Below are 18,617 nucleotides of genomic sequence, written 5' to 3'. Positions count from 1 at the left end.
GATGCGTCTAGATTTAGTGAGAAAAATTGAATTTGCAATAAAAAGTCATGGTGGAAAAGCGACCTTAAAAGAAATCTATGATTATGTTGAGAAGTCATTTTATCAACTTGGTTTGGACGATTACAAAGATTGGAAATCACAAGTGAGGAAGCATATTCATATGCATTCGAGTGATTGTGATATTTATCGAGGAGAACGAGATTTATTCTACTCAGTTGAAGGTAAAGGAAAAGGCATTTGGGGTCTCAGACAATCCAATAACTAACGAAAGCGGGACCAATTTCACTTGGTTCCGCTTTCAATGTTTACAAAAACATCACACCCTATTGTCACATAATGTTCATTACTGTACACTTCGATATTGTGTGCTAAAAATTATGTTAGGGGTTAGTCAATGGAACTTGTACAGCAATTATCTCAAATGCAACTCATCAACCAATTCTGGTTGCTTATGGCCTTCATCATCCCGATGGTCATTTTATCTCGTATGGTCGTGGCAGGGACGCGCTTCTCGCCGATCCTCGTCATCGTCATCTTCGGTCTCGGTCTCGGATTCGGTATGGTCGAGCTCGGCATCGCGACACCGGGACTTCCTGAATTCCCGCTCGTCGACTTCTTGTCACGGACGACAATCATCGCGTTAGTCGTTTCGTTCTTCGTCGGTGGACAGGAACTTCGTAAAATCTTAAGTAAACAAGAGCTCGCCATGGAGGACATCGTCGTTCCTTCTAAAGAAGAGATGTTCCTCGGGACGGGACGTACGCAGTTCATCTTCATCCTTCGTTCGTTCTTCTTGCTCGTTGGTTTGGAAGGGTTCTTCCGTATGGCAATCGAGCCAGGTACGGCAGAAGGGATTGCGCTTTACTACCCAATCCTCGCACTCCTCGGTCTTGCCGTGTCGTTCTTACTCATCGACCATAAAGCACAAATTCAGGACAAGAAAGTATACATGCAAAAAGGTGTCATCGAGACTGTCCTCTTGCTTGTCATCTTGTTCGTCTCGTTCTTGATTGCGACAGCGGTTCAGCCGATTATCGCATTGCCGCAAATCTTCTTCGCGATGTTGATCTCGTCAGCACTCGGTGCCATCTTCCATAACTGGACGTACGGACCGACAGTCCGCGCGCTTCTCTTCGCAGGGATTCCGGTCGTCTTGGCTGCTAACTTCATGGTTGGTGGTTCACGAATCGGTGACGCGTTCGCCATCGAAGGCATGAACTCGATTCTCGTGTACGGTTTCTTCGGCCAGTTGTTCTGGATGTTCGGTGGAATCGCACTCATCATGTGGTTCGCTCGTACGGGTCACATCCGTAACCTCGCACCAGGTATGGCAGGTTCACTTTCACACAGTGGTCTAACAGGAGCGTGTACAGCTGGGGACTTCGGTCAAGTGGCGGCGAAACGTGCGCCAATCATGATCAACATCCCGTTCTTCGGACATATCTTCGTCTTCTCAATCCTCGCGGTCAGTGCCGACAACGGTGCGCTCTGGATTTGGCCGACAGCCATCATCGTTTTGGTCGGTCTCGTACTCACGGCGCTTTCGTTGAAAAATTTGCGTGCGGCGAACGGGGAAGACTTCAAAGAAGTCAAAGCCCTTATGCAGTTCTCGTTCGGATGGCAGATGATGGCCGTCTTCGGTGGTCTCGTCATCTTGGCGTTCAGCACAATTGCGTTTGATTACACGACGATGGCACAATCGTCAGCGATCTCGCACTTCGGCTTGTTCGCAGCGGTTCAAGGTGGAATGTTCGGAACGGAAGCGTCACTTCTCATCCCGCTCATCTTCTCGATGCCGTTCCTCGTGCACCCAATCGTCTTCTACATGTTCGGGAAAGCGCTCGACAACAATGGCGAAATGCCACGTGTACCGGTATATGCGATGGCGCTCATTGGTGTCGTCGGTGTATCTGCAGCGATTTTCGCCTTATAATTGGACTCCGCTCTGACTTCGTCAGGGCGGTTTTTTAATTTTGATGAAATGGATATGGTAGACTTTGGATAGTGAGAGCAGGGGAGAGCGTATGAAAAAATGGTTGTTCATCGGTTTTGTTGTGTTGATTGTAGCTTGGGCCAGGGTGACACCGATGTATACGATAAGCCCAGGTATGGATGACTTTATAAGCTGGTTCGAGGAAACCTATTCGGTACAATGTGAAGATGAGAGCTGTGACGCATTTACGCTGATTGGGGATCAGACAAATACATATGTGAATCAAGAAGGGTATATGAAACAATCAAGTGGCTTTTTCACTTTTGACATGGAGGTCAGGCGATTATATCGAAGTGTCGAAGAACCCGAAAGAGTCGGGACGATTGAAGTGAGATGGAATCAAGATTCGTTTGAGATTACGGAAGAGACGGGTATATTTGTTTCTTCGCCATAGGAGGCTCGAAGCATGCTGATGATCACTCAAGATGTAAAGGGAGAGCGCTATGAGGCGCTCATCGATGTTTTGCTTGAGCACTGCACTCACTTTGCGTTCGTGGAAGACAGGCGACGCATGGAGATTGAAGAGGAGCGTCTAGCGTATATGGATGTACTGACTGAAGAGATTCGTTGGGATTTGATTGAACGAACTATCGTAAGTGAGTGGGAGACAACACGACTGTCTGTGGATACAGCGTATCTATATTCGTTTCATATGAATTACAGGACAGCAAAGTTCTCAAAAGAACGGGGTCGTTCATTATTCAGTTGGATTCATCCGAAACTTCCGGAAGACTTGATGTTTTATGCAGGGGATACTTGCGTGCTCGCGGTATGTTCCCATGAATCGTTCTTTGTCGTGGATGAAGAGATATGGGAGCGTGTTAGATTAGATGAATGATCAAGGTCACCTCTTATATGGGTGACCTTGTATTAAGTCAACTTGCTAGAGAAGGGTTTCCAGTCTGGGTCTTTTCTGTCGTGTTTATTCGGTTTTTTGACATCATCACAAAAGAGCCGTTCACTCGCACCAAATTGGATGTAATTTTGTTGAGCCTGTCGAAGCGACACCGTATTCGCACCGCCGTCATAATCGGGATCGTCGAATTGAACCCCGTCGTCCTCCCAAAAGCAGATTCGACAAATGTCGTATGTGCCTGGTGGTTCCTCTTCTAACGTCTGATAGCCACAGCATGGGCATGTGTATCTCACCATCATCACCTCATCATTTAGTATAAAGGATACAAGCAAAAAGCGTTCGACCATTTTCTCAGGTCGAACGCTTTCTGTCAAAAGATCACCATCGAGATCAACGTCAAGATGGCAAGCCCACCTTGTGTCAGAATAATCTTCTTGTCACTCGTGATACTGCCATATAGGGCAACGAGAATAATATAGGTCAGGATCATGGTGACAACCTCGACGGGGTTGGGGGAGATGTAGAGTCCGTACAAGAGTCCGACCCCGATCAATCCGTTATAGACGCCTTGATTTTTGAACAAAACCGACACCGAGTCTCTCGTCAGCTCGTCTTTCGACATACGGAAGACGCGTGACGTCGACGAGGATGCCGTCGCAATCGTCTCTAAGTAGAAGATATAGAAGAATTCGATGGCGACGAGCGTTCCGAGCACAAGGGTGAGCGTCGACATATTAGTTGACCGCCGCTACTTGCACGACCGGTTTCGCTGACACGTAGTTCGCCACGTTTTGTGCGAAGTTGATGAGGACTGGGTTTTGGTTGTGCTGCTCGAGAGCGGCTTGGTCTTCCCAGTTCTCGATCATGACGAAACGGTTCTCGACAGATGTTGACTCGTATAGGTCATATCCGACACACCCTGCTTCTTGTTTTGATGAGTCGATCAAGATTTGGATATCGCGCAAGAAGTTCTCACGTTGTAATACTTGGATATCGAATGTGGCGTTGACTAAAATCACGGTTGATTCCTCCGATTGTTAAATGAATTATTTGAATGATGTGACCGTTTGAGCATCAAGGCGAACTGATTCGTAACCTTCTTCTGCTGCTTTCCCTACAGACAAGATCATGACTGGTACGTAACGATCTTTATCGAGACCGAACGCTTCTGCGAGTTGGTCTTTCTCGAAACCGCCGATTGGGTTCGTGTCATAGCCGTGTGCACGGGCTGTGAGCATGAATTGCATCGCTGCGAGACTCGCATCGATTTTCACGATGTCGTTCATCTCTTGTTTCGAGAGATTTTTGTAGTAAGGGATGATCGCGTCGAGCTGTTGGTCACGTACTTCTTGTGGCATTTTACCTTCTGCGACCGCTTGATCGTAGATTTGTTCGCCGTACTCGTAGCACTCCATGTCTCCGAAGATGAGGAGCATCGCTGCAGACGTGTCGTTTTGACGCGTGTTGAAACGGATAAGCGGTTTGAGCGTCTCTTTCGCTTCTGGGCTCTCGACGACGACGAAACGCCATGGCTGCATGTTGACCGATGATGGGGCAGTCGTTGCTTCTTGAATCATCTCGAGCATTTCTTCTTGTGAGATTTTCACGTTCTCGTCATAGACACGGATTGATTTACGACCGAACATGACGTCTGTAAATGTATTGTTTTCGAATGTAGTTGCCATTGGTGAATTCCTTCTTTCTCTGTTTAGGCGTGACTGTTCAATTTTTGAAGCAGTCCGGATAAGTGTTGAATCTCTTCAGCGGACAAGGCTTGTAAGACGAGGTGGTTGGCCTGTTCGTCTCGTTCGCAATCCCTTAGGTCTTGCTCTGCTTTCTCTGTCACACGGACGAACATCTCGCGATGGTTCTCCGCGTTCCGCTCTCTGACGACAAATCCTTTCTCTTCAAGGATTTTCAAATGTCGAGTGATGGCGGCATTGTCGATTTTCATCTCTTCCTTAATCGCACGTTGCGAACAAACGCCTCGTTCTTTGACGACTTGTAACATCTCGTAGCGGGTCAGGCTGAATCCTGTCTCCCGTTCGAACGACGATGCGACGTTTTGTTCCGCCAACTTGATTTGGTAAAGTAATCGGCTGATTTCACGTAGGTCCATTGCGTCCCACCTTTCTCGATTGACTTATCAATCGTTGACTTGTCAAACGATACAACGTTTTGGATTGCCTGTAAAGTCAAACGCTCAAAAAAAGACGACACCGAAATTTATCGTGTCGTCTCGTCTTCGATGGGAGTGCCATCAAATCGATATTCTGTCGTGAACGTCGTCTCGTCGAATCCGTATAGACGGTCGTAGGCGTTCAAATCCTCAATCATTCGCACGTCGAGGAATGACGGATCGATATCAGACGCTTCGCGCGTGAACATCATGTACCGTTCCGTATAGTCGTCATTGCCACCTGGCTTCCCGTCGAACGAGAAATGGATCCAGTAGACGTCAGGCTCGATTTCGCGGATGACGTCGAGGATTCGTTGTTTCTGTTCGTCCGTATTGTTCCAGTCTTCATGAAACATGATCGAGACGTCGAGATACGTCTTCGGATTCGTTTCATAGATGGACGGCGGGGCCGGGCTGACTTTTGCTTGCACATCATCGGACACTCCGGTCGGTACTTCCGCACGGACGGTCTCTTCTTCTTTTAAGATTCTTTTCGAAACGAGGCGCTCGTGAATCGTCCGCTCTGCCTCGCGTTCCCAATATGTCTCGAGCACGTTATCGTGGATGGAGCCGTCACTGTACGTCACGAGAAAATAAGTGCCAGCGAACGGTTCCTTCGTCAATGTCACTTCTCCGGTATAACTTCCCATATGCCAGTCGCGTGACAGCTTGATGTCGGGTTGTTCATTATACGTTTCCTTCACATACGCGTTGTATGTCTCCCGTGCCTCTGACTTTTCAATCGTCGTATATACGAAGAGCCCGCCAGCGAGAAGCCCGACTGCCATACCTGCTATGATTCGTTTTCTGATCATTTCGTCACCTCTCGTTCAATCTACCTGATATTGAAGGAGAATACCTCGGTCCAAAGTCTTATTCAAATCATTTCCATTTCGCTGTAAACTAAAAGTGCCCTCAAAGAACTATTGTAATTGCGTGTACTAATACATATAATACACTTAAAGAGTAACATTGACTATGAGAGGGTGTGACCCATGTTATACAAAATCGATATGAAAAGTTCAGAACCGCTATACGAACAAATCGTCAATCAAACGAAAGAGCTCGTTATCCGTGGAATTTTACGACCCGGAGATAAGGTGATGTCCGTGCGTGAACTCGCCACCGATCTTGTCATCAATCCGAATACGGTCAGTAAGGCGTATCAGGAGTTGGAACGGCTCGGGCTGCTTGAGATGCGACGTGGGCGCGGGACGTTTGTCTCCGAGGACTGGGTGGACGATGATGCGGCACGTGAGCCGGTCATCGCCTCGATCAAAAAGATTGCGATTGATTGCCACTATGCGAACGTGCCGTTAGACGAAGCCATTGGCGTATTGCGAACGGAATATGAGAAAGTAGGGAAATCCAATGCTGAAAGTTGAACAGTTAAGTAAAAAAATTGACCGTCAAACAATTTTGGACGGAATTGACTTTACTGTCGAGTCAGGAGAAATCATCGCGCTCGTCGGACGTAACGGTGCCGGCAAGACGACACTTCTCCGGACGATGGTCGGCATCATCCGCCCAGATCAGGGAGACGTGCTTTATGGAACGAAAAGTATCTTTAAAGATGCCGGATTGAAGCGGGACATCATCTTCGTACCGGATTCGGCGGACGCGCTCAAACACTATACGGTAAACGAGGCGACGGACTTGTATGAGTCAATCTACCCGTCGTTCAATCGTTCCGCCTTCCGTGAGACATTGACGCGTTACAACATCGACAACAAAAAAATTCGCCAACTCTCAAAAGGTCAAAAGGCGCTCGTCACGTTATCGCTCGCTTTCGCCGTCCAAGCGAAATACTATCTGCTCGACGAACCGACGGACGGTCTAGACGTCGTCGCCAAGTCAGACGTGTTGAAACTGATGATTGCCCAAGTCGAGAAACGGAACTGCTCGATTATCGTCTCGAGCCACCAGTTACACGAACTTGAACGAATTGCCGACCGCATCATCATGATCGAGAGTGGACGCGTCAAAGCAATCATGTCGCTCGAAGAGGCGCGTGCTCTCAGTATTAAGTGGCAAGTCGTCTTCAACGACCATGTCCCGGTCGAGTTGCTCGAACGAAAAGATATTGAAATCATTAGTGTGACAGGACGTGTCGTGCTGTTCATGGCGAAAGAACGCACAGACGAGCTCGAGGCGTTTATCGATTCATACAATCCGATGCTCATCGAAGAGATCCCGATGTCTCTCGAAGACGTATTCCGTATCCAGTTAGGAGGAGAAGCCCATGCCGTCTAAAGTGTTGTTGAAAAAAGATTGGAAACAAGTGTCGCTGCTTTGGATCTTGCTCGTTTTTTTAGGCGTCATCGCCTTCACGGTGCCGGTATGGACGCAAATGCAGGTGTATGAGGAACAGATTCGCGATATGCAAGAAAATCCAAGTGATTATTCGGATGTAATCCAAGAAGATATAGAGACGATGACTACCGAGGACTTTTTCAATAGCAATTCTGATTTCGGATATTTAGGAGGACTCGATGCACTCATTCCGATGGGGGTCGTCGTCTTCTTATTTGTCATCTTCGGTGCGCTTATGGCATCCGTACTGATTGGAAGTGAACGAAACAGTCAAATGTCGGACTTTTCGATGTCGCTACCATATACCCGCACCCAGCTGTACATATCAAAATGGGTGATTGGTGTTACAGGGATTGTTCCAGCGACATTGGTAGGGGGGGCATTGATGTTTCTCATCATCCGTCTTTCTGACTATTCCTTCTTACTTGATGGCAATGAGGTCAAAGTGCTCGGATTGATTGTTTTCCTACTTTTGTCGGGCATCTCATTTTTCTCGGTATCGCTATGGATGGGATCATTTGGTGGTGAGTCGATCTCACAAGTCGTTTGGACATTTGTGGCACTTGTCTTCCCGATGGGGATTGTAGCCCTCATTCAAGGATCGCTCATAGCCTTTTCTCCAAATCTTTCATATACACTTTTTGACGAGGTATTTGAAAGTGTACCGATGCGAATCCTGTCACCGTTGAATAACATCGTCAATACAGATATGTATTCAATCTTTGATTCTCGAGCGGAGTGGACGGAATTCCTTACAATCGGTTTGTCCAGTTCGATTGTCTTTATCGTTCTAACATTTGGTCTCGGATTGTGGATGTTCAAGGAAGCACCACAAGAAAATAATGGCCGCTTCTTTATGTTCTCGAACTGGTTATGGCTCATCCATATCGTTATCGTTATTTGTTTCGCAATGTTAGGCGGTGTGTTCTTCTCGGGAATTTTTTACCCGCAAAGCGTGATGTTATATGTTGTCGGTTTTGTGATCGGAGCGTTCTTAGCACACTTACTCGCTAAACGCTTGCTTTACCGCTTCAACTTGAGACTCAAATCGTAAGGAGGGACACCTATGAAACGCTTCTGTCTGTTGCTCGTACTCGTCATCTCACTGGCAGGATGTATGAACCCGGAACCGGACGCCTTTGAATACAAAGGGGCGAAAGTCGGGGACAATGCAGCCGTCGTCGGCATTGCCGGAAGTTTGCCGCTACATGAATGCTATCAATCGGTCGAACTGCAGACGAAGAAGCGTCCTTATGGGTTGACCGTCCGTTACGAAGACCCGGGTATGGAACGAGCGGAACAAGAACATCTGGCGATTCGGAATGCGGCTGCCTATTTCACCCTCATCCCGAACGCCGAAATCGTCCGTTTTGCTTTCCCGAACCGGACCTATGCCTTCTCTCGACCTGAAATGGAGGCATGGTTCGGGACTGACTTCTCAAATATTCGTCACGAAAAAGAATTGCAACAACTCATGAATCAGAAGCTTGAAAAACTGGATTCGAAAGATTCCTATTTTAGGCGGGTATGACAGCGATTGGATGACAAATCCAATCGCTTTTTTTGATATTTTCTGAAAATTATCGGGTAAAGGGTAGATGAAAGCGTTTTCTTAGCATTATAATAGGGGTAACTGAATGAGTATTCATTTCCTAAGGAGGAACAGCGATGAACAAACCGTGGTTACAAGATTATCCAAAAGGAATGCCCCAGTCAATCGATTATGAGGTAAAGCCGCTCTATGAGGCATTGTCTCGCGCAGCAAAGGATTATCCAAATCGTACGGCCGTCTCCTTTATCGGAAAGGAGTGGACATTCGCGGAAATCGATGATGCCGCACGTCGACTCGGAACGATGCTTCAAGCGAAAGGGCTTGAAAAAGGCGACCGCGTCAGCCTCATGCTTCCGAACTGTCCTCAATACGTCATCTCATTCTATGCCGTGCTCTATGCAGGTGGGACGGTCGTCCAGACGAACCCGCTCTACACGGAACGAGAGCTAGAAAACCTCGTCACGGACGCAGGGGTCAAAATTGTCATCACCCTCGACCTGTTATATCCGAAAACGCTTCGCGTCAGTGAGAAGACGGAGATTCAAACCGTGATCACGACGAGTATCGCTGATTACTTACCATTCCCGAAAAACAAACTGTATCCAATCAAAGTGAAACGTGAGAACAATATCGTCATCGATACGACCGGTTCGACGCTGTTCAAAGATTATAAGGACTTCAATCCTATCACGCCGCTCGACATCGATCCAAAAGAAGATGTCGCCGTTCTTCAATATACAGGGGGAACAACGGGACTTCCGAAAGGTGTCATGTTGACTCATTTCAACTTGACGGCGAACGCGGATCAAATCACGAACTTATTCTATAAGTACAATCGCGGGGACGAGAAACGCGTCTTGTGTGTCGTGCCGTTCTTCCACGTCTATGGGATGTCGTGCTGTCTGAACTTTGGGGTCACGAACGGCTATGAGCTCGTCCTCGTGCCACGTTTTGAAGTGACGGATGTCTTGAAGACGATTCAGAAGAAAAAGCCGCACTTCTTCCCAGGAGCTCCGACGATGTACGTCGGGATCTTGAACGACCCGAAACTGAAAAAGTACGACTTGTCATCGATTGAAGCGTGTATCTCAGGTTCGGCACCGCTTCCGATTGAGGTACAAGAAGAGTTCGAGAAGATCACGGGTGGTCGCATCGTCGAAGGATACGGATTGTCTGAGACGTCGCCGGTTACGCACGCGAACTTCTTATGGGATAAGCGAATCGTCGGCTCAATTGGTGCGCCGCTGTCGGATACTTCTGCTAAAATAGTAAAAGCAGACGGAGAGATGGAAGCAGATATCGGCGAGATCGGTGAAATCATGCTGAGCGGTCCACAAGTCATGAAAGGCTACTGGCAGAAACCGGAGGAAACGGCAGCCGTCTTGAAAGATGGGTGGCTCGCAACCGGTGACCTCGGCTACATGGGCGAGGACGGGTTCTTCTATATTGTCGACCGGAAGAAGGACATGATCATCGCAGGTGGCTTTAATGTCTATCCGCGTGAAATCGAAGAAGTGCTCTACGAACATCCGGCCGTGAAGGAAGTGGTCTGTATCGGTGTCCCAGATCCATATCGGGGTGAGACGGTCAAAGCGTTCATCGTCCTTCGCGATGGCTCGAGTGTGACGGAAGAAGAACTCGACAAACATTGTCGCGAGAAGCTTGCGGCTTATAAAGTGCCAAAGTTGTATGAGTTCCGCGACGAGTTGCCGAAGACGTTCGTCGGTAAGATTTTACGCCGTGTCCTCGTCGACGAAGAGAAGGCCAAACAAGTGAAACAAAGCAGTTGACACCAAGCGTACGCATGATAGAATAATAAATGAATGAACCATCATTCATTTTTCTGCAACGGTAAGGAGCTTGGGGTTAATGACAAATCATATTTCGAAAAGTGACCGAATCATTGATGCGGCGGTCAAAGTAATTGCCAATCATGGCTATCACGGTGCAAAGGTGACAGCCATCGCCAAAGAGGCGGGTGTCGCGGACGGCACGATCTATTTGTACTTTAAAAACAAGGAGCATCTCTTAATCGAATTGTTCCAAGCGAAGATGGGGCTGTTCATCGACTACTCGAAACAACAAATCGGGAACGAGACGACAGCCGGAGATCAATTGTATCAGTTGATTGAATCACATTTAAAGCAACTGTCGGCAGATTACGACCTCGCCGTCGTGACACAAATCGAACTGCGGCAGTCGAACTTGGTACTTCGCCAAAAAATCGGAGAAGTGCTCAAACCGTATTTGAACTTAATCGATTCTGTCGTCAAACATGGAATCGAGACAGGAGAGTTTGACAAGGATTTAGACTATCGACTCGCCCGTCAAATGATTTTCGGCACAATCGATGAGGTTGTGACGAGTTGGATGGCGAGCGGCTTCAAGTATGATCTGTTGTCGACGCTTCCAAATGTGCACCATATGTTGAAAAAAGGGCTTACGTAACAGTGAGCCCTATCACTAGCTCAAAAAATGAATGCTGATTCATGAATGATGGAAAGAATTGACTAAAGGGGGATCAACCATGAATATTTTTGTTTTGCTGAAACGTACGTTTGATACTGAGGAAGCAATTCAGCTCGAGAATGGGGAAATTCAAGAAGACGGCGCTGAGTTCATCATCAACCCGTATGACGAATATGCGGTCGAAGAAGCGATTCAAAAACGTGACGCACTCGGGGGAGAGGTCACGGTCGTCACGGTAGGACCAGAAGATGCGGACAAAGAATTACGTACAGCACTCGCAATGGGTGCGGACAAAGCCGTTCGCATCTCAATCGAGGACGATGTCGAGGATGCGGACCATGTCACGATTTCAAAAGTTCTCGCCTCATACTTGAAAGAACAGGACGCAGACCTCATCTTCGCAGGAAACGTGGCAATCGATGGCGGTAGCGGACAAGTCGCACCACGTGTCGCAGAACTTCTCGACATGAACTACGTGACGACGATCACGGGTCTTGAAATCGATGGTACAACGGCTACGGTCACACGTGACGTCGAAGGGGATACGGAAGTGATCGAAGTCGCACTCCCACTTCTCGTAACGGCACAACAAGGGTTGAACGAGCCGCGTTACCCGAGCTTGCCAGGAATCATGAAGGCGAAGAAGAAACCGCTCGAAGAACTCGAACTCATGGACATCGATCTCGATGAAGATGAAATCGAAGCGAAAATCGAGACGATTGAACGATTCTTGCCAGAAGAGAAGAAAGCCGGTCGCATCCTTGAAGGCGATATGTCGACACAAGTGAGCGAGCTCGTACAACTTCTTCGCACGGAAGCGAAAGTCATTTAAGGGGGAGATCATAGATGAAAGCTTTAGTACTCGCAGAAGCGCGTGAAGGCGCGTTACGTAACGTATCATTCGAAGCCATCGCTGCGGCGAAGCAATTGACAGACGATGTGACGGCAGTCGTGATTGGGGATCACGTGCAATCACTCGCACAAGAACTCGGGGAGTATGGCGCAAGCCGTGTCCTCGTCGTCGAAGATGATCGCCTTAAGCATTATACGCCAGACGGCTACGGACAAGTGCTCCGTCAGTTGATCGAGCAAGAAAATCCGGAAATGATTGTTCTCGGGCACACGGCTCTCGGGAAAGATATCGCACCGAAACTTGCGGCACGTCTTGATGCCGGACTCATCAGTGACGTTGTCTCGATCGAAGGAACAGGACGCGACGCAGAGTTCGTTCGCCCAATCTACTCAGGGAAGGCGTTCGAGAAAGTGAAGTTCAAAGATTCGGTCATGTTCTTCACAATCCGTCCAAACAACATCGATGCACTTGCACGTCAAGCGGGCGCGAGCGTCTCTGTTGAAACGCCGGCGGTCGAATTGAAAGACCTCGCGATGATCGTCAAAGAAGTCGTGCGTAAGGCGACTGGGAAAGTAGATTTGGCGGAAGCGAAAGTTATCGTCGCAGGTGGACGTGGCGTGAAGAGCGAAGATGGATTCAAACCGCTTGAAGAGTTGGCTGAGCTTCTCGGAGGAGCGGTCGGTGCTTCACGTGGAGCATGTGACGCTGATTACTGCGATTACGCACTTCAAATCGGACAGACGGGTAAAGTTGTCACGCCAGACCTCTACATCGCATGTGGGATCTCAGGAGCAATTCAACACTTGGCTGGGATGAGTAACGCGAAAGTCATCGTCGCCATCAACAAGGACCCAGAAGCAAACATCTTCAGCGTGGCAGACTATGGCATCGTCGGCGACTTGTTCGATGTCGTCCCGATGTTGACAGAAGAGTTCCGTAAGCACCTCGTCAATAGCTAATAAGCAAAACGTTTTGGGGTTGTTACCCTCCGTGGTATACTCTGAACATGAATTGCATGAGAGTTCTTTACCAGGACTCTCTCATCTTATTGGGGAGGTTTTTACAAATGGCTATTAAACACGCAACGACTCAATCGTTTGAACAAGATGTAAAAGAGGGCGTCGTCCTCGTAGATTTCTGGGCAACTTGGTGTGGACCATGTCGCATGATCGCGCCAGTTCTCGAAGAACTCGATCAAGAAATGGGTGACCAAGTCCAAATCGTGAAACTCGACGTCGACGAAAACCCTGAAGTCGCAGGTGCTTTCCAAATCCAAAGTATCCCGACACTCATGATGTTCAAAGATGGCGAGCCTGTTTCGAAAACAATGGGCTTCCAACCAAAAGAAGCATTGAAAGAGTTTATCGCGACAGCACAATAATTGCGTAGCAGCCGATTGAGATCGGCTGCTTTTTTGTTTTGCGGAATAGAAAAGAAGGAAAAGGACAGGCAAGTAGGGAATAAGTTGAGTTATTCCACGCACCCTCAATCCGGTCATATTCCGATACATAACGTCTGATTTCAAAATTTTTTTGAAGAAATTCCGTCGGCTTCCTTCATATTTAACAGATTCGGAATTTTGACGGGGGAGCGCTTGAACTGGAAGCTTTTATCATGGAAACAGACTGAAAATTTACGCTATACTCATGAGGAAGACATGATGGAGTCAAGTGACCTTACTTTACGGCTCAATCTATTGTACGACTCTGTTCGAAGGAGGAATTTTCTTGTCGCTGTTACATTTAGCTATTTTGTTGCCGCTTCTTGCGGCACCATTCATCCCGCTTTTGTTCCGGGGGATGAAACAAATTCATACAGGCTGGTTCGTCTTGATCGTTCCGGTCGTGCTCGTCACCTACTTCGCCGGATTCATTCCGATCACGAGTGCAGGGGACGTCGTGACAGAGACGATTGCGTGGATGCCGTCCCTCGGGATTAACTTCACGGCATACGTCGATGGACTCAGTCTCTTGTTCGCGCTTCTCATCACGGGAATTGGCGCACTTGTCGTCCTCTATTCGATTTACTATTTGAATAAGGACAAAGAGTCGCTCGGGCATTTTTACGTTTATCTCTTGATGTTCATGAGTGCGATGCTCGGGGTCGTTCTCTCGGATAACATGATTGTCATGTATATGTTCTGGGAGCTCACATCGATTTCTTCATTCCTATTGATTGGGTACTGGTATGAGAAAGAACGTTCACGCTATGGTGCGCAGAAGTCGATGCTTCTCACCGTGTTCGGTGGATTGTCGATGCTCGGAGGGATTGTCTTACTCGAATCGATGGTCGGTTCGTACAGCATTCGCGATATGGTCGCGAACTCGGGCGTCATCGCCGAGAGTCCGTTCTTCCTCGTCGCGATGATTCTCATCTTGCTCGGGGCGTTCACGAAGTCGGCGCAGTTCCCGTTCCACATCTGGTTGCCTGACGCGATGGAAGCACCGACTCCGGTCAGTGCGTACCTCCACTCAGCAACGATGGTCAAGGCGGGTCTCTACCTTGTGGCCCGCATGAGCCCGGTGTTCCAAGAATCATCCGTCTGGCTATGGACGATAGCCGGGGTCGGGATGTTCACGATGTTCTGGGGTTCGTTCAACGCCGTGAAGCAGACCGACCTGAAGGGAATCCTAGCGTTCTCGACCGTCAGTCAACTCGGGTTGATCATGTCACTCCTTGGACTCGGAGCGGCGGCGCTCCACTATGACGGCATGGATGACAACATCTTTATGGTCGCGACGATTGCGGCGATCTTCCATTTGATCAACCACGCGACGTTCAAAGGCTCGCTCTTCATGATGGTCGGGATTGTCGACCACGAGACGGGCACACGTGACATTCGTAAACTCGGTGGTCTGATGACCGTCATGCCGATTTCATTCACGGTCGCCGTCATCGGTTCTTTATCGATGGCTGGTCTTCCGCCATTTAACGGATTCTTGAGTAAAGAGATGTTCTTGAAGGCGACGACGAAAGTCTTCTCGGCCGACTTCTTTGCGCTTGATACGATTGGGATTTTGCTCCCGGTCATCGCGTTCGTCGGAAGTGTGTTCACGTTCATCTACAGCATCATGCTGTTCACGCGGACGTTCATGGGCAAGGCAAAGTTCGATCAATTGCCGAAACAACCGCATGAGGCGCCGATTGGCATGTTAATCTCACCGGTCATCCTTGCACTTCTCGTTGTCGTGCTCGGGTTCTTCCCGAACGTCTTGTCGAACTCGCTCATCAAACCAGCCGTCGAGTCGATCTATCCGACACTCGTCGCACAAGGGCAAGAAGTCGATGTTCACATCTACTTCTGGCACGGTTTGACACCAGAACTCTTCATGACGATCGGGATCGTCCTTCTCGGTTCATTGATGTTCTGGCAAATGGGTAAATGGATAGGCATCTACAACCGCATCCCACATCGTCTGACGCTCAACGGGATGTACGACGGTACGCTCGTCTGGTCGAACAAGGCGGCATATCGCTTTAAGGACAACTACATGACTGGATTCATCCGGTCGTACTTGATCTATATTTTCGTCTTCCTCTCAGGCATGATGCTCTTCAGTATCTGGTGGTTCGACATGTACCGCTTCTCGTTTGAGAACCTGGCTGAGATTGCACCGTATGAATATGTGCTCGGAGCCGTCGTCATGCTAGCGGCGCTCGCGATTCTCTTCATGAAGTCGCGTCTCCCGTCCATCATTCTCCTTGGGGTCGTTGGTTACGGCGTGGCACTGTTCTTCGTCTTCTTCGGTGCACCGGACTTGGCACTCACGCAGCTCGTCATCGAGACGGTCTCGGTCGCATTGTTCTTGCTCGTCTTCTATCACATGCCGGACATCAGCAAGAAGGAAGTTCGGATGCGTTTCAAAGTCGGGAATGCTATCGTGGCTGTTCTCGTCGGGACGACCGTGACGCTTCTCAGCTTCATGGCACTCACAAACAAATCGCTCACCTCGATCTCAGAGTATTACAAAGAGAACGTGTATGAGCTTGCAGCAGGTAAAAACATGGTCAACGTCGTTCTCGTCGACTTCCGTGGATTTGATACCTTGTTTGAAATCGTCGTTCTCGGGATTGCAGCTTTCGGGATCTACACGATGATTAAATTTAGAACAACACGACGTACGAAAGGAGAAGCTGAACATGAAGCAAAACAGCAGACGCGTCAATGACGTCATTTTGCAGACGGCCGCGATTATCATTTTCTTCATCATTGTCATCTTCTCCATCGACTTGTTCTTTGCCGGTCACTATTCACCAGGTGGAGGATTCATCGGTGGATTGATGACATCCGCGGCACTCGTCTTGTTGCTACTCGCATTTGATTCGAAGACGCTTGCGAACGTGCTCCCGATCGACTACCGTCTCATGACGGCGACCGGATTACTGATTGCACTCGCGACAGGTCTTCACTCCGTATTCTTGGGTCGTCCGTTCTTGACGCATGCTTACGGGAAGTTCGACTTACCACTTCTCGGTGAACAGACGCTCCATACGGCGATTGCGTTCGACTTAGGGGTTTACCTCGTAGTCATCGGAATCACGTTGACGATTATACAAACGATTGGAGAGAGTGAATAATGGAAATCTTCGTTAGCATCATCATCGGTGTCTTGACGATGTGTGCCGTCTATCTTGTTCTCTCAAGAAGTTTGTTACGCATCATCATCGGCACTGCCTTGTTCAGTCACGCGGCACACCTTCTCGTCTTGACGACGGCAGGTTTGAAGACAGGGGCTGCCCCTGTCCTCGTCGACGGTGTGACTGAATTCACAGACCCGTTACCGCAAGCGCTCGTCTTGACGGCAATCGTGATCAGTTTCGGGGTGACGGCGTTCTTCCTCGTACTTGCTTACCGCACGTACCAGGAGCTCAGCACGGACAATATGGAAGAAATGAAAGGAACAGAATCGTATGATTAACTTACCGGTCTTTCCAATCGTCATTCCTGCGCTTGCGGCCATCCTTATGATGTTTATGCCAAAACGGGTCCAGCTGCAGCGCGTGATGGCTCTTGGAGCTTTAGTTATGACGGCGATCGTGTCACTCTTTCTCGTGCATACGGTCTCCACGGAGGGAATTCAAACCCTCAACCTCGGGAACTGGCAAGCGCCGTTCGGCATCACGCTCGTATCGGATATGCTGTCAGCCCTACTCGTGACGACGTCGACTCTCCTCACGCTCTTCATCGTGTGGTTCGCCGTCCATTATTTCTCAGATTCATATGAAGGCAACTACTTGTACATTTCGATGCTGTTCTTGCTCGTCGGGGTGAACGGTGCCTTCACGACAGGTGATATTTTCAACTTGTTCGTCTTCTTCGAGGTCTTCTTGATGTCCTCATACGTGTTGATTGTACTCGGTGGACGTGGCGTCCAGTTACGTGAATCGATCAAATACTTGCTCGTGAACATCATCGCCTCGGCGCTCTTCGTCATGTCGGTCGCCTTGCTTTACGGAGTCACAGGCACGCTCAACTTGGCGGACTTGGCGATGAAGATCCCGCTCGTCGATAACCCGGACGTCATCACTGTCATCGGTGTGCTGTTCGTCATCGTCTTCGGGATGAAAGGGGCACTCGTCCCACTTCACTACTGGCTCCCTGGAGCGTACGTGGTCGCACCGACCCCGATTCTCGCCATGTTTGGGGCACTCTTGACGAAAGTCGGGGTGTACTCGATCTTGCGGACGTACACGCTACTGTTTGATGGGAACGGTGAATTTTTACAGACGTTCCTCATGGTGCTCGCTGTCCTCACCATCTTCATCGGGATGACAGGGGCCATCGCATATAACGATGTGAAACTGATCATCATCTACAACATCATGATCGCGGTCGGGGTCATCTTGTACGGGATCTCGGTCAATACGCAGACGTCCCTTGAAGGGTCACTCTACTATTTGATTCACGACATGATCATCAAAGCGGTTCTCTTCATGCTCGTCGGGATGATGATCGGAATCACCAAATCCGGTCAACTCCGTGATATGGGTGGACTCATCACCCGTTTCCCGCTGTTCGGATGGACGTTCTTCGTCGCAGCGCTCTCGCTCGCAGGGATTCCGCCACTTAGTGGATTCTTCGGAAAGTTATTGATCGTCTCAGGTGGGATGGACGAAGGCGAGCTGTTCGGACCACTTCTCGTCCTCTTGTCGAGTCTCTTCGTCCTCTATTCGGTCATGAAGATTTTCTTGAACGGGTTCTGGGGCGAGGCGAAGCGCGAGTATGATGGACCGCTCGTACCGTATACGAAGCGTTTGATCGTGCCGGTCTTCTTGTTGCTCATCATTGCGGTCGCATACGGATTTGGGGCAGAAGCCATCCATCCGTATATCACGCAAGCGATTGAGCCGCTCGTCAATCCAGAAATCTATATCGATGCCGTGATAAAGGAGTGAATGACA

At 48.9% G+C, this 18,617-nt stretch carries 23 protein-coding genes; 17 read left to right on the top strand and 6 right to left on the bottom strand.

Going from position 1 to position 18,617, the window contains the following annotated elements:
- Position 1: 1 nt before the first annotated feature.
- The 4 genes from KNO72_RS03550 (at position 2) to KNO72_RS03535 (ending at position 2,831) form a co-directional block, all read left to right on the top strand.
- The gene (locus tag KNO72_RS03550) at positions 2-265 is read left to right on the top strand and encodes a forkhead box protein (protein ID WP_047795533.1); all 264 of its coding nucleotides are present in this window, start codon (positions 2-4) and stop codon (positions 263-265) included.
- A gap of 129 nt (positions 266-394) precedes the next feature.
- Positions 395-1,933 carry a hypothetical protein gene (locus KNO72_RS03545; protein WP_214757250.1) on the top strand — a complete coding sequence of 513 codons (1,539 nt, stop codon included), beginning with the start codon at positions 395-397 and terminating at the stop codon, positions 1,931-1,933.
- A gap of 91 nt (positions 1,934-2,024) precedes the next feature.
- Entirely contained in the window at positions 2,025-2,387 is a 363-nt protein-coding gene (locus KNO72_RS03540; RefSeq protein ID WP_214757248.1) for a hypothetical protein, read from the top strand.
- A gap of 12 nt (positions 2,388-2,399) precedes the next feature.
- A complete protein-coding gene (locus KNO72_RS03535) occupies positions 2,400-2,831 on the top strand; it encodes a stage III sporulation protein AH (RefSeq protein ID WP_251028258.1) in 432 nt (143 codons plus the stop codon).
- A gap of 32 nt (positions 2,832-2,863) precedes the next feature.
- On the opposite strand, the gene KNO72_RS03530 is transcribed toward KNO72_RS03535, so the two are convergent.
- The 6 genes from KNO72_RS03530 to KNO72_RS03505 form a co-directional block, all read right to left on the bottom strand.
- The gene (locus tag KNO72_RS03530) at positions 2,864-3,142 is read right to left on the bottom strand and encodes a CPCC family cysteine-rich protein (protein ID WP_214757246.1); all 279 of its coding nucleotides are present in this window, start codon (positions 3,140-3,142) and stop codon (positions 2,864-2,866) included.
- 77 nt (positions 3,143-3,219) lie between these two features.
- Positions 3,220-3,582, bottom strand: a complete 363-nt coding sequence (locus KNO72_RS03525; protein WP_214757244.1) for a DUF1304 domain-containing protein — start codon at positions 3,580-3,582, stop codon at positions 3,220-3,222.
- Between the two features lies 1 nt (position 3,583).
- On the bottom strand, positions 3,584-3,868 hold the full coding sequence (locus KNO72_RS03520; protein WP_214684783.1) for a putative quinol monooxygenase: 285 nt from the start codon (positions 3,866-3,868) through the stop codon (positions 3,584-3,586).
- Positions 3,869-3,895: 27 nt separating this feature from the next.
- Positions 3,896-4,534: a nitroreductase family protein gene (locus KNO72_RS03515; RefSeq protein WP_214687766.1), complete on the bottom strand. Its 639-nt coding sequence runs from the start codon at positions 4,532-4,534 to the stop codon at positions 3,896-3,898.
- Positions 4,535-4,557: 23 nt separating this feature from the next.
- Positions 4,558-4,968: a MarR family winged helix-turn-helix transcriptional regulator gene (locus KNO72_RS03510; RefSeq protein WP_214757242.1), complete on the bottom strand. Its 411-nt coding sequence runs from the start codon at positions 4,966-4,968 to the stop codon at positions 4,558-4,560.
- A 107-nt stretch (positions 4,969-5,075) separates the two neighbouring features.
- A complete protein-coding gene (locus KNO72_RS03505; RefSeq protein WP_214757240.1) occupies positions 5,076-5,843 on the bottom strand; it encodes a hypothetical protein in 768 nt (255 codons plus the stop codon).
- 180 nt (positions 5,844-6,023) lie between these two features.
- Between KNO72_RS03505 and KNO72_RS03500 the strand changes: the two genes are divergently transcribed.
- The 13 genes from KNO72_RS03500 (at position 6,024) to KNO72_RS03440 (ending at position 18,611) form a co-directional block, all read left to right on the top strand.
- On the top strand, positions 6,024-6,413 hold the full coding sequence (locus tag KNO72_RS03500) for a GntR family transcriptional regulator (RefSeq protein WP_078146516.1): 390 nt from the start codon (positions 6,024-6,026) through the stop codon (positions 6,411-6,413).
- Positions 6,400-7,281, top strand: coding sequence for an ABC transporter ATP-binding protein (locus KNO72_RS03495; protein WP_214687773.1), 882 nt, complete (start codon positions 6,400-6,402; stop codon positions 7,279-7,281). The genes KNO72_RS03500 and KNO72_RS03495 overlap by 14 nt, the downstream gene beginning before the upstream one ends.
- Positions 7,271-8,395, top strand: a complete 1,125-nt coding sequence (locus KNO72_RS03490) for an ABC transporter permease subunit (RefSeq protein ID WP_214687775.1) — start codon at positions 7,271-7,273, stop codon at positions 8,393-8,395. The genes KNO72_RS03495 and KNO72_RS03490 overlap by 11 nt, the downstream gene beginning before the upstream one ends.
- Positions 8,396-8,407: 12 nt before the next feature.
- Positions 8,408-8,872: a DUF4825 domain-containing protein gene (locus KNO72_RS03485; protein ID WP_214757238.1), complete on the top strand. Its 465-nt coding sequence runs from the start codon at positions 8,408-8,410 to the stop codon at positions 8,870-8,872.
- Positions 8,873-9,009: 137 nt separating this feature from the next.
- Entirely contained in the window at positions 9,010-10,683 is a 1,674-nt protein-coding gene (locus KNO72_RS03480) for an AMP-binding protein (RefSeq protein ID WP_214757236.1), read from the top strand.
- 79 nt (positions 10,684-10,762) lie between these two features.
- The gene (locus KNO72_RS03475; RefSeq protein ID WP_015881087.1) at positions 10,763-11,341 is read left to right on the top strand and encodes a fatty acid metabolism transcriptional regulator FadR; all 579 of its coding nucleotides are present in this window, start codon (positions 10,763-10,765) and stop codon (positions 11,339-11,341) included.
- A gap of 79 nt (positions 11,342-11,420) precedes the next feature.
- The gene (locus tag KNO72_RS03470) at positions 11,421-12,194 is read left to right on the top strand and encodes an electron transfer flavoprotein subunit beta/FixA family protein (RefSeq protein WP_214757234.1); all 774 of its coding nucleotides are present in this window, start codon (positions 11,421-11,423) and stop codon (positions 12,192-12,194) included.
- A gap of 14 nt (positions 12,195-12,208) precedes the next feature.
- Complete coding sequence (locus KNO72_RS03465; protein ID WP_015881089.1) at positions 12,209-13,174, top strand: electron transfer flavoprotein subunit alpha/FixB family protein; 966 nt, start codon at positions 12,209-12,211, stop codon at positions 13,172-13,174.
- Between the two features lie 107 nt (positions 13,175-13,281).
- Positions 13,282-13,596 (top strand): thioredoxin, encoded by a 315-nt coding sequence (gene trxA / locus KNO72_RS03460; protein ID WP_015881090.1) that lies wholly within the window; start codon positions 13,282-13,284, stop codon positions 13,594-13,596.
- A gap of 346 nt (positions 13,597-13,942) precedes the next feature.
- Positions 13,943-16,384 carry a Na+/H+ antiporter subunit A gene (locus KNO72_RS03455; protein ID WP_214757232.1) on the top strand — a complete coding sequence of 814 codons (2,442 nt, stop codon included), beginning with the start codon at positions 13,943-13,945 and terminating at the stop codon, positions 16,382-16,384.
- The gene (locus KNO72_RS03450) at positions 16,356-16,793 is read left to right on the top strand and encodes a Na(+)/H(+) antiporter subunit B (protein WP_015881092.1); all 438 of its coding nucleotides are present in this window, start codon (positions 16,356-16,358) and stop codon (positions 16,791-16,793) included. The genes KNO72_RS03455 and KNO72_RS03450 overlap by 29 nt, the downstream gene beginning before the upstream one ends.
- Positions 16,793-17,134 carry a Na(+)/H(+) antiporter subunit C gene (locus KNO72_RS03445; protein ID WP_015881093.1) on the top strand — a complete coding sequence of 114 codons (342 nt, stop codon included), beginning with the start codon at positions 16,793-16,795 and terminating at the stop codon, positions 17,132-17,134. The genes KNO72_RS03450 and KNO72_RS03445 overlap by 1 nt, the downstream gene beginning before the upstream one ends.
- Positions 17,127-18,611: a Na+/H+ antiporter subunit D gene (locus KNO72_RS03440; RefSeq protein WP_214684768.1), complete on the top strand. Its 1,485-nt coding sequence runs from the start codon at positions 17,127-17,129 to the stop codon at positions 18,609-18,611. The genes KNO72_RS03445 and KNO72_RS03440 overlap by 8 nt, the downstream gene beginning before the upstream one ends.
- Positions 18,612-18,617 lie beyond the last annotated feature (6 nt).

Origin of the sequence: Exiguobacterium sp. s123, assembly GCF_018617075.1 — a bacterium.
Taxonomy (GTDB): domain Bacteria; phylum Bacillota; class Bacilli; order Exiguobacteriales; family Exiguobacteriaceae; genus Exiguobacterium; species Exiguobacterium profundum.
The sequence above is the reverse complement of the archived record's forward strand: the minus strand, read 5'-3'. Positions and strand labels throughout refer to the sequence as shown.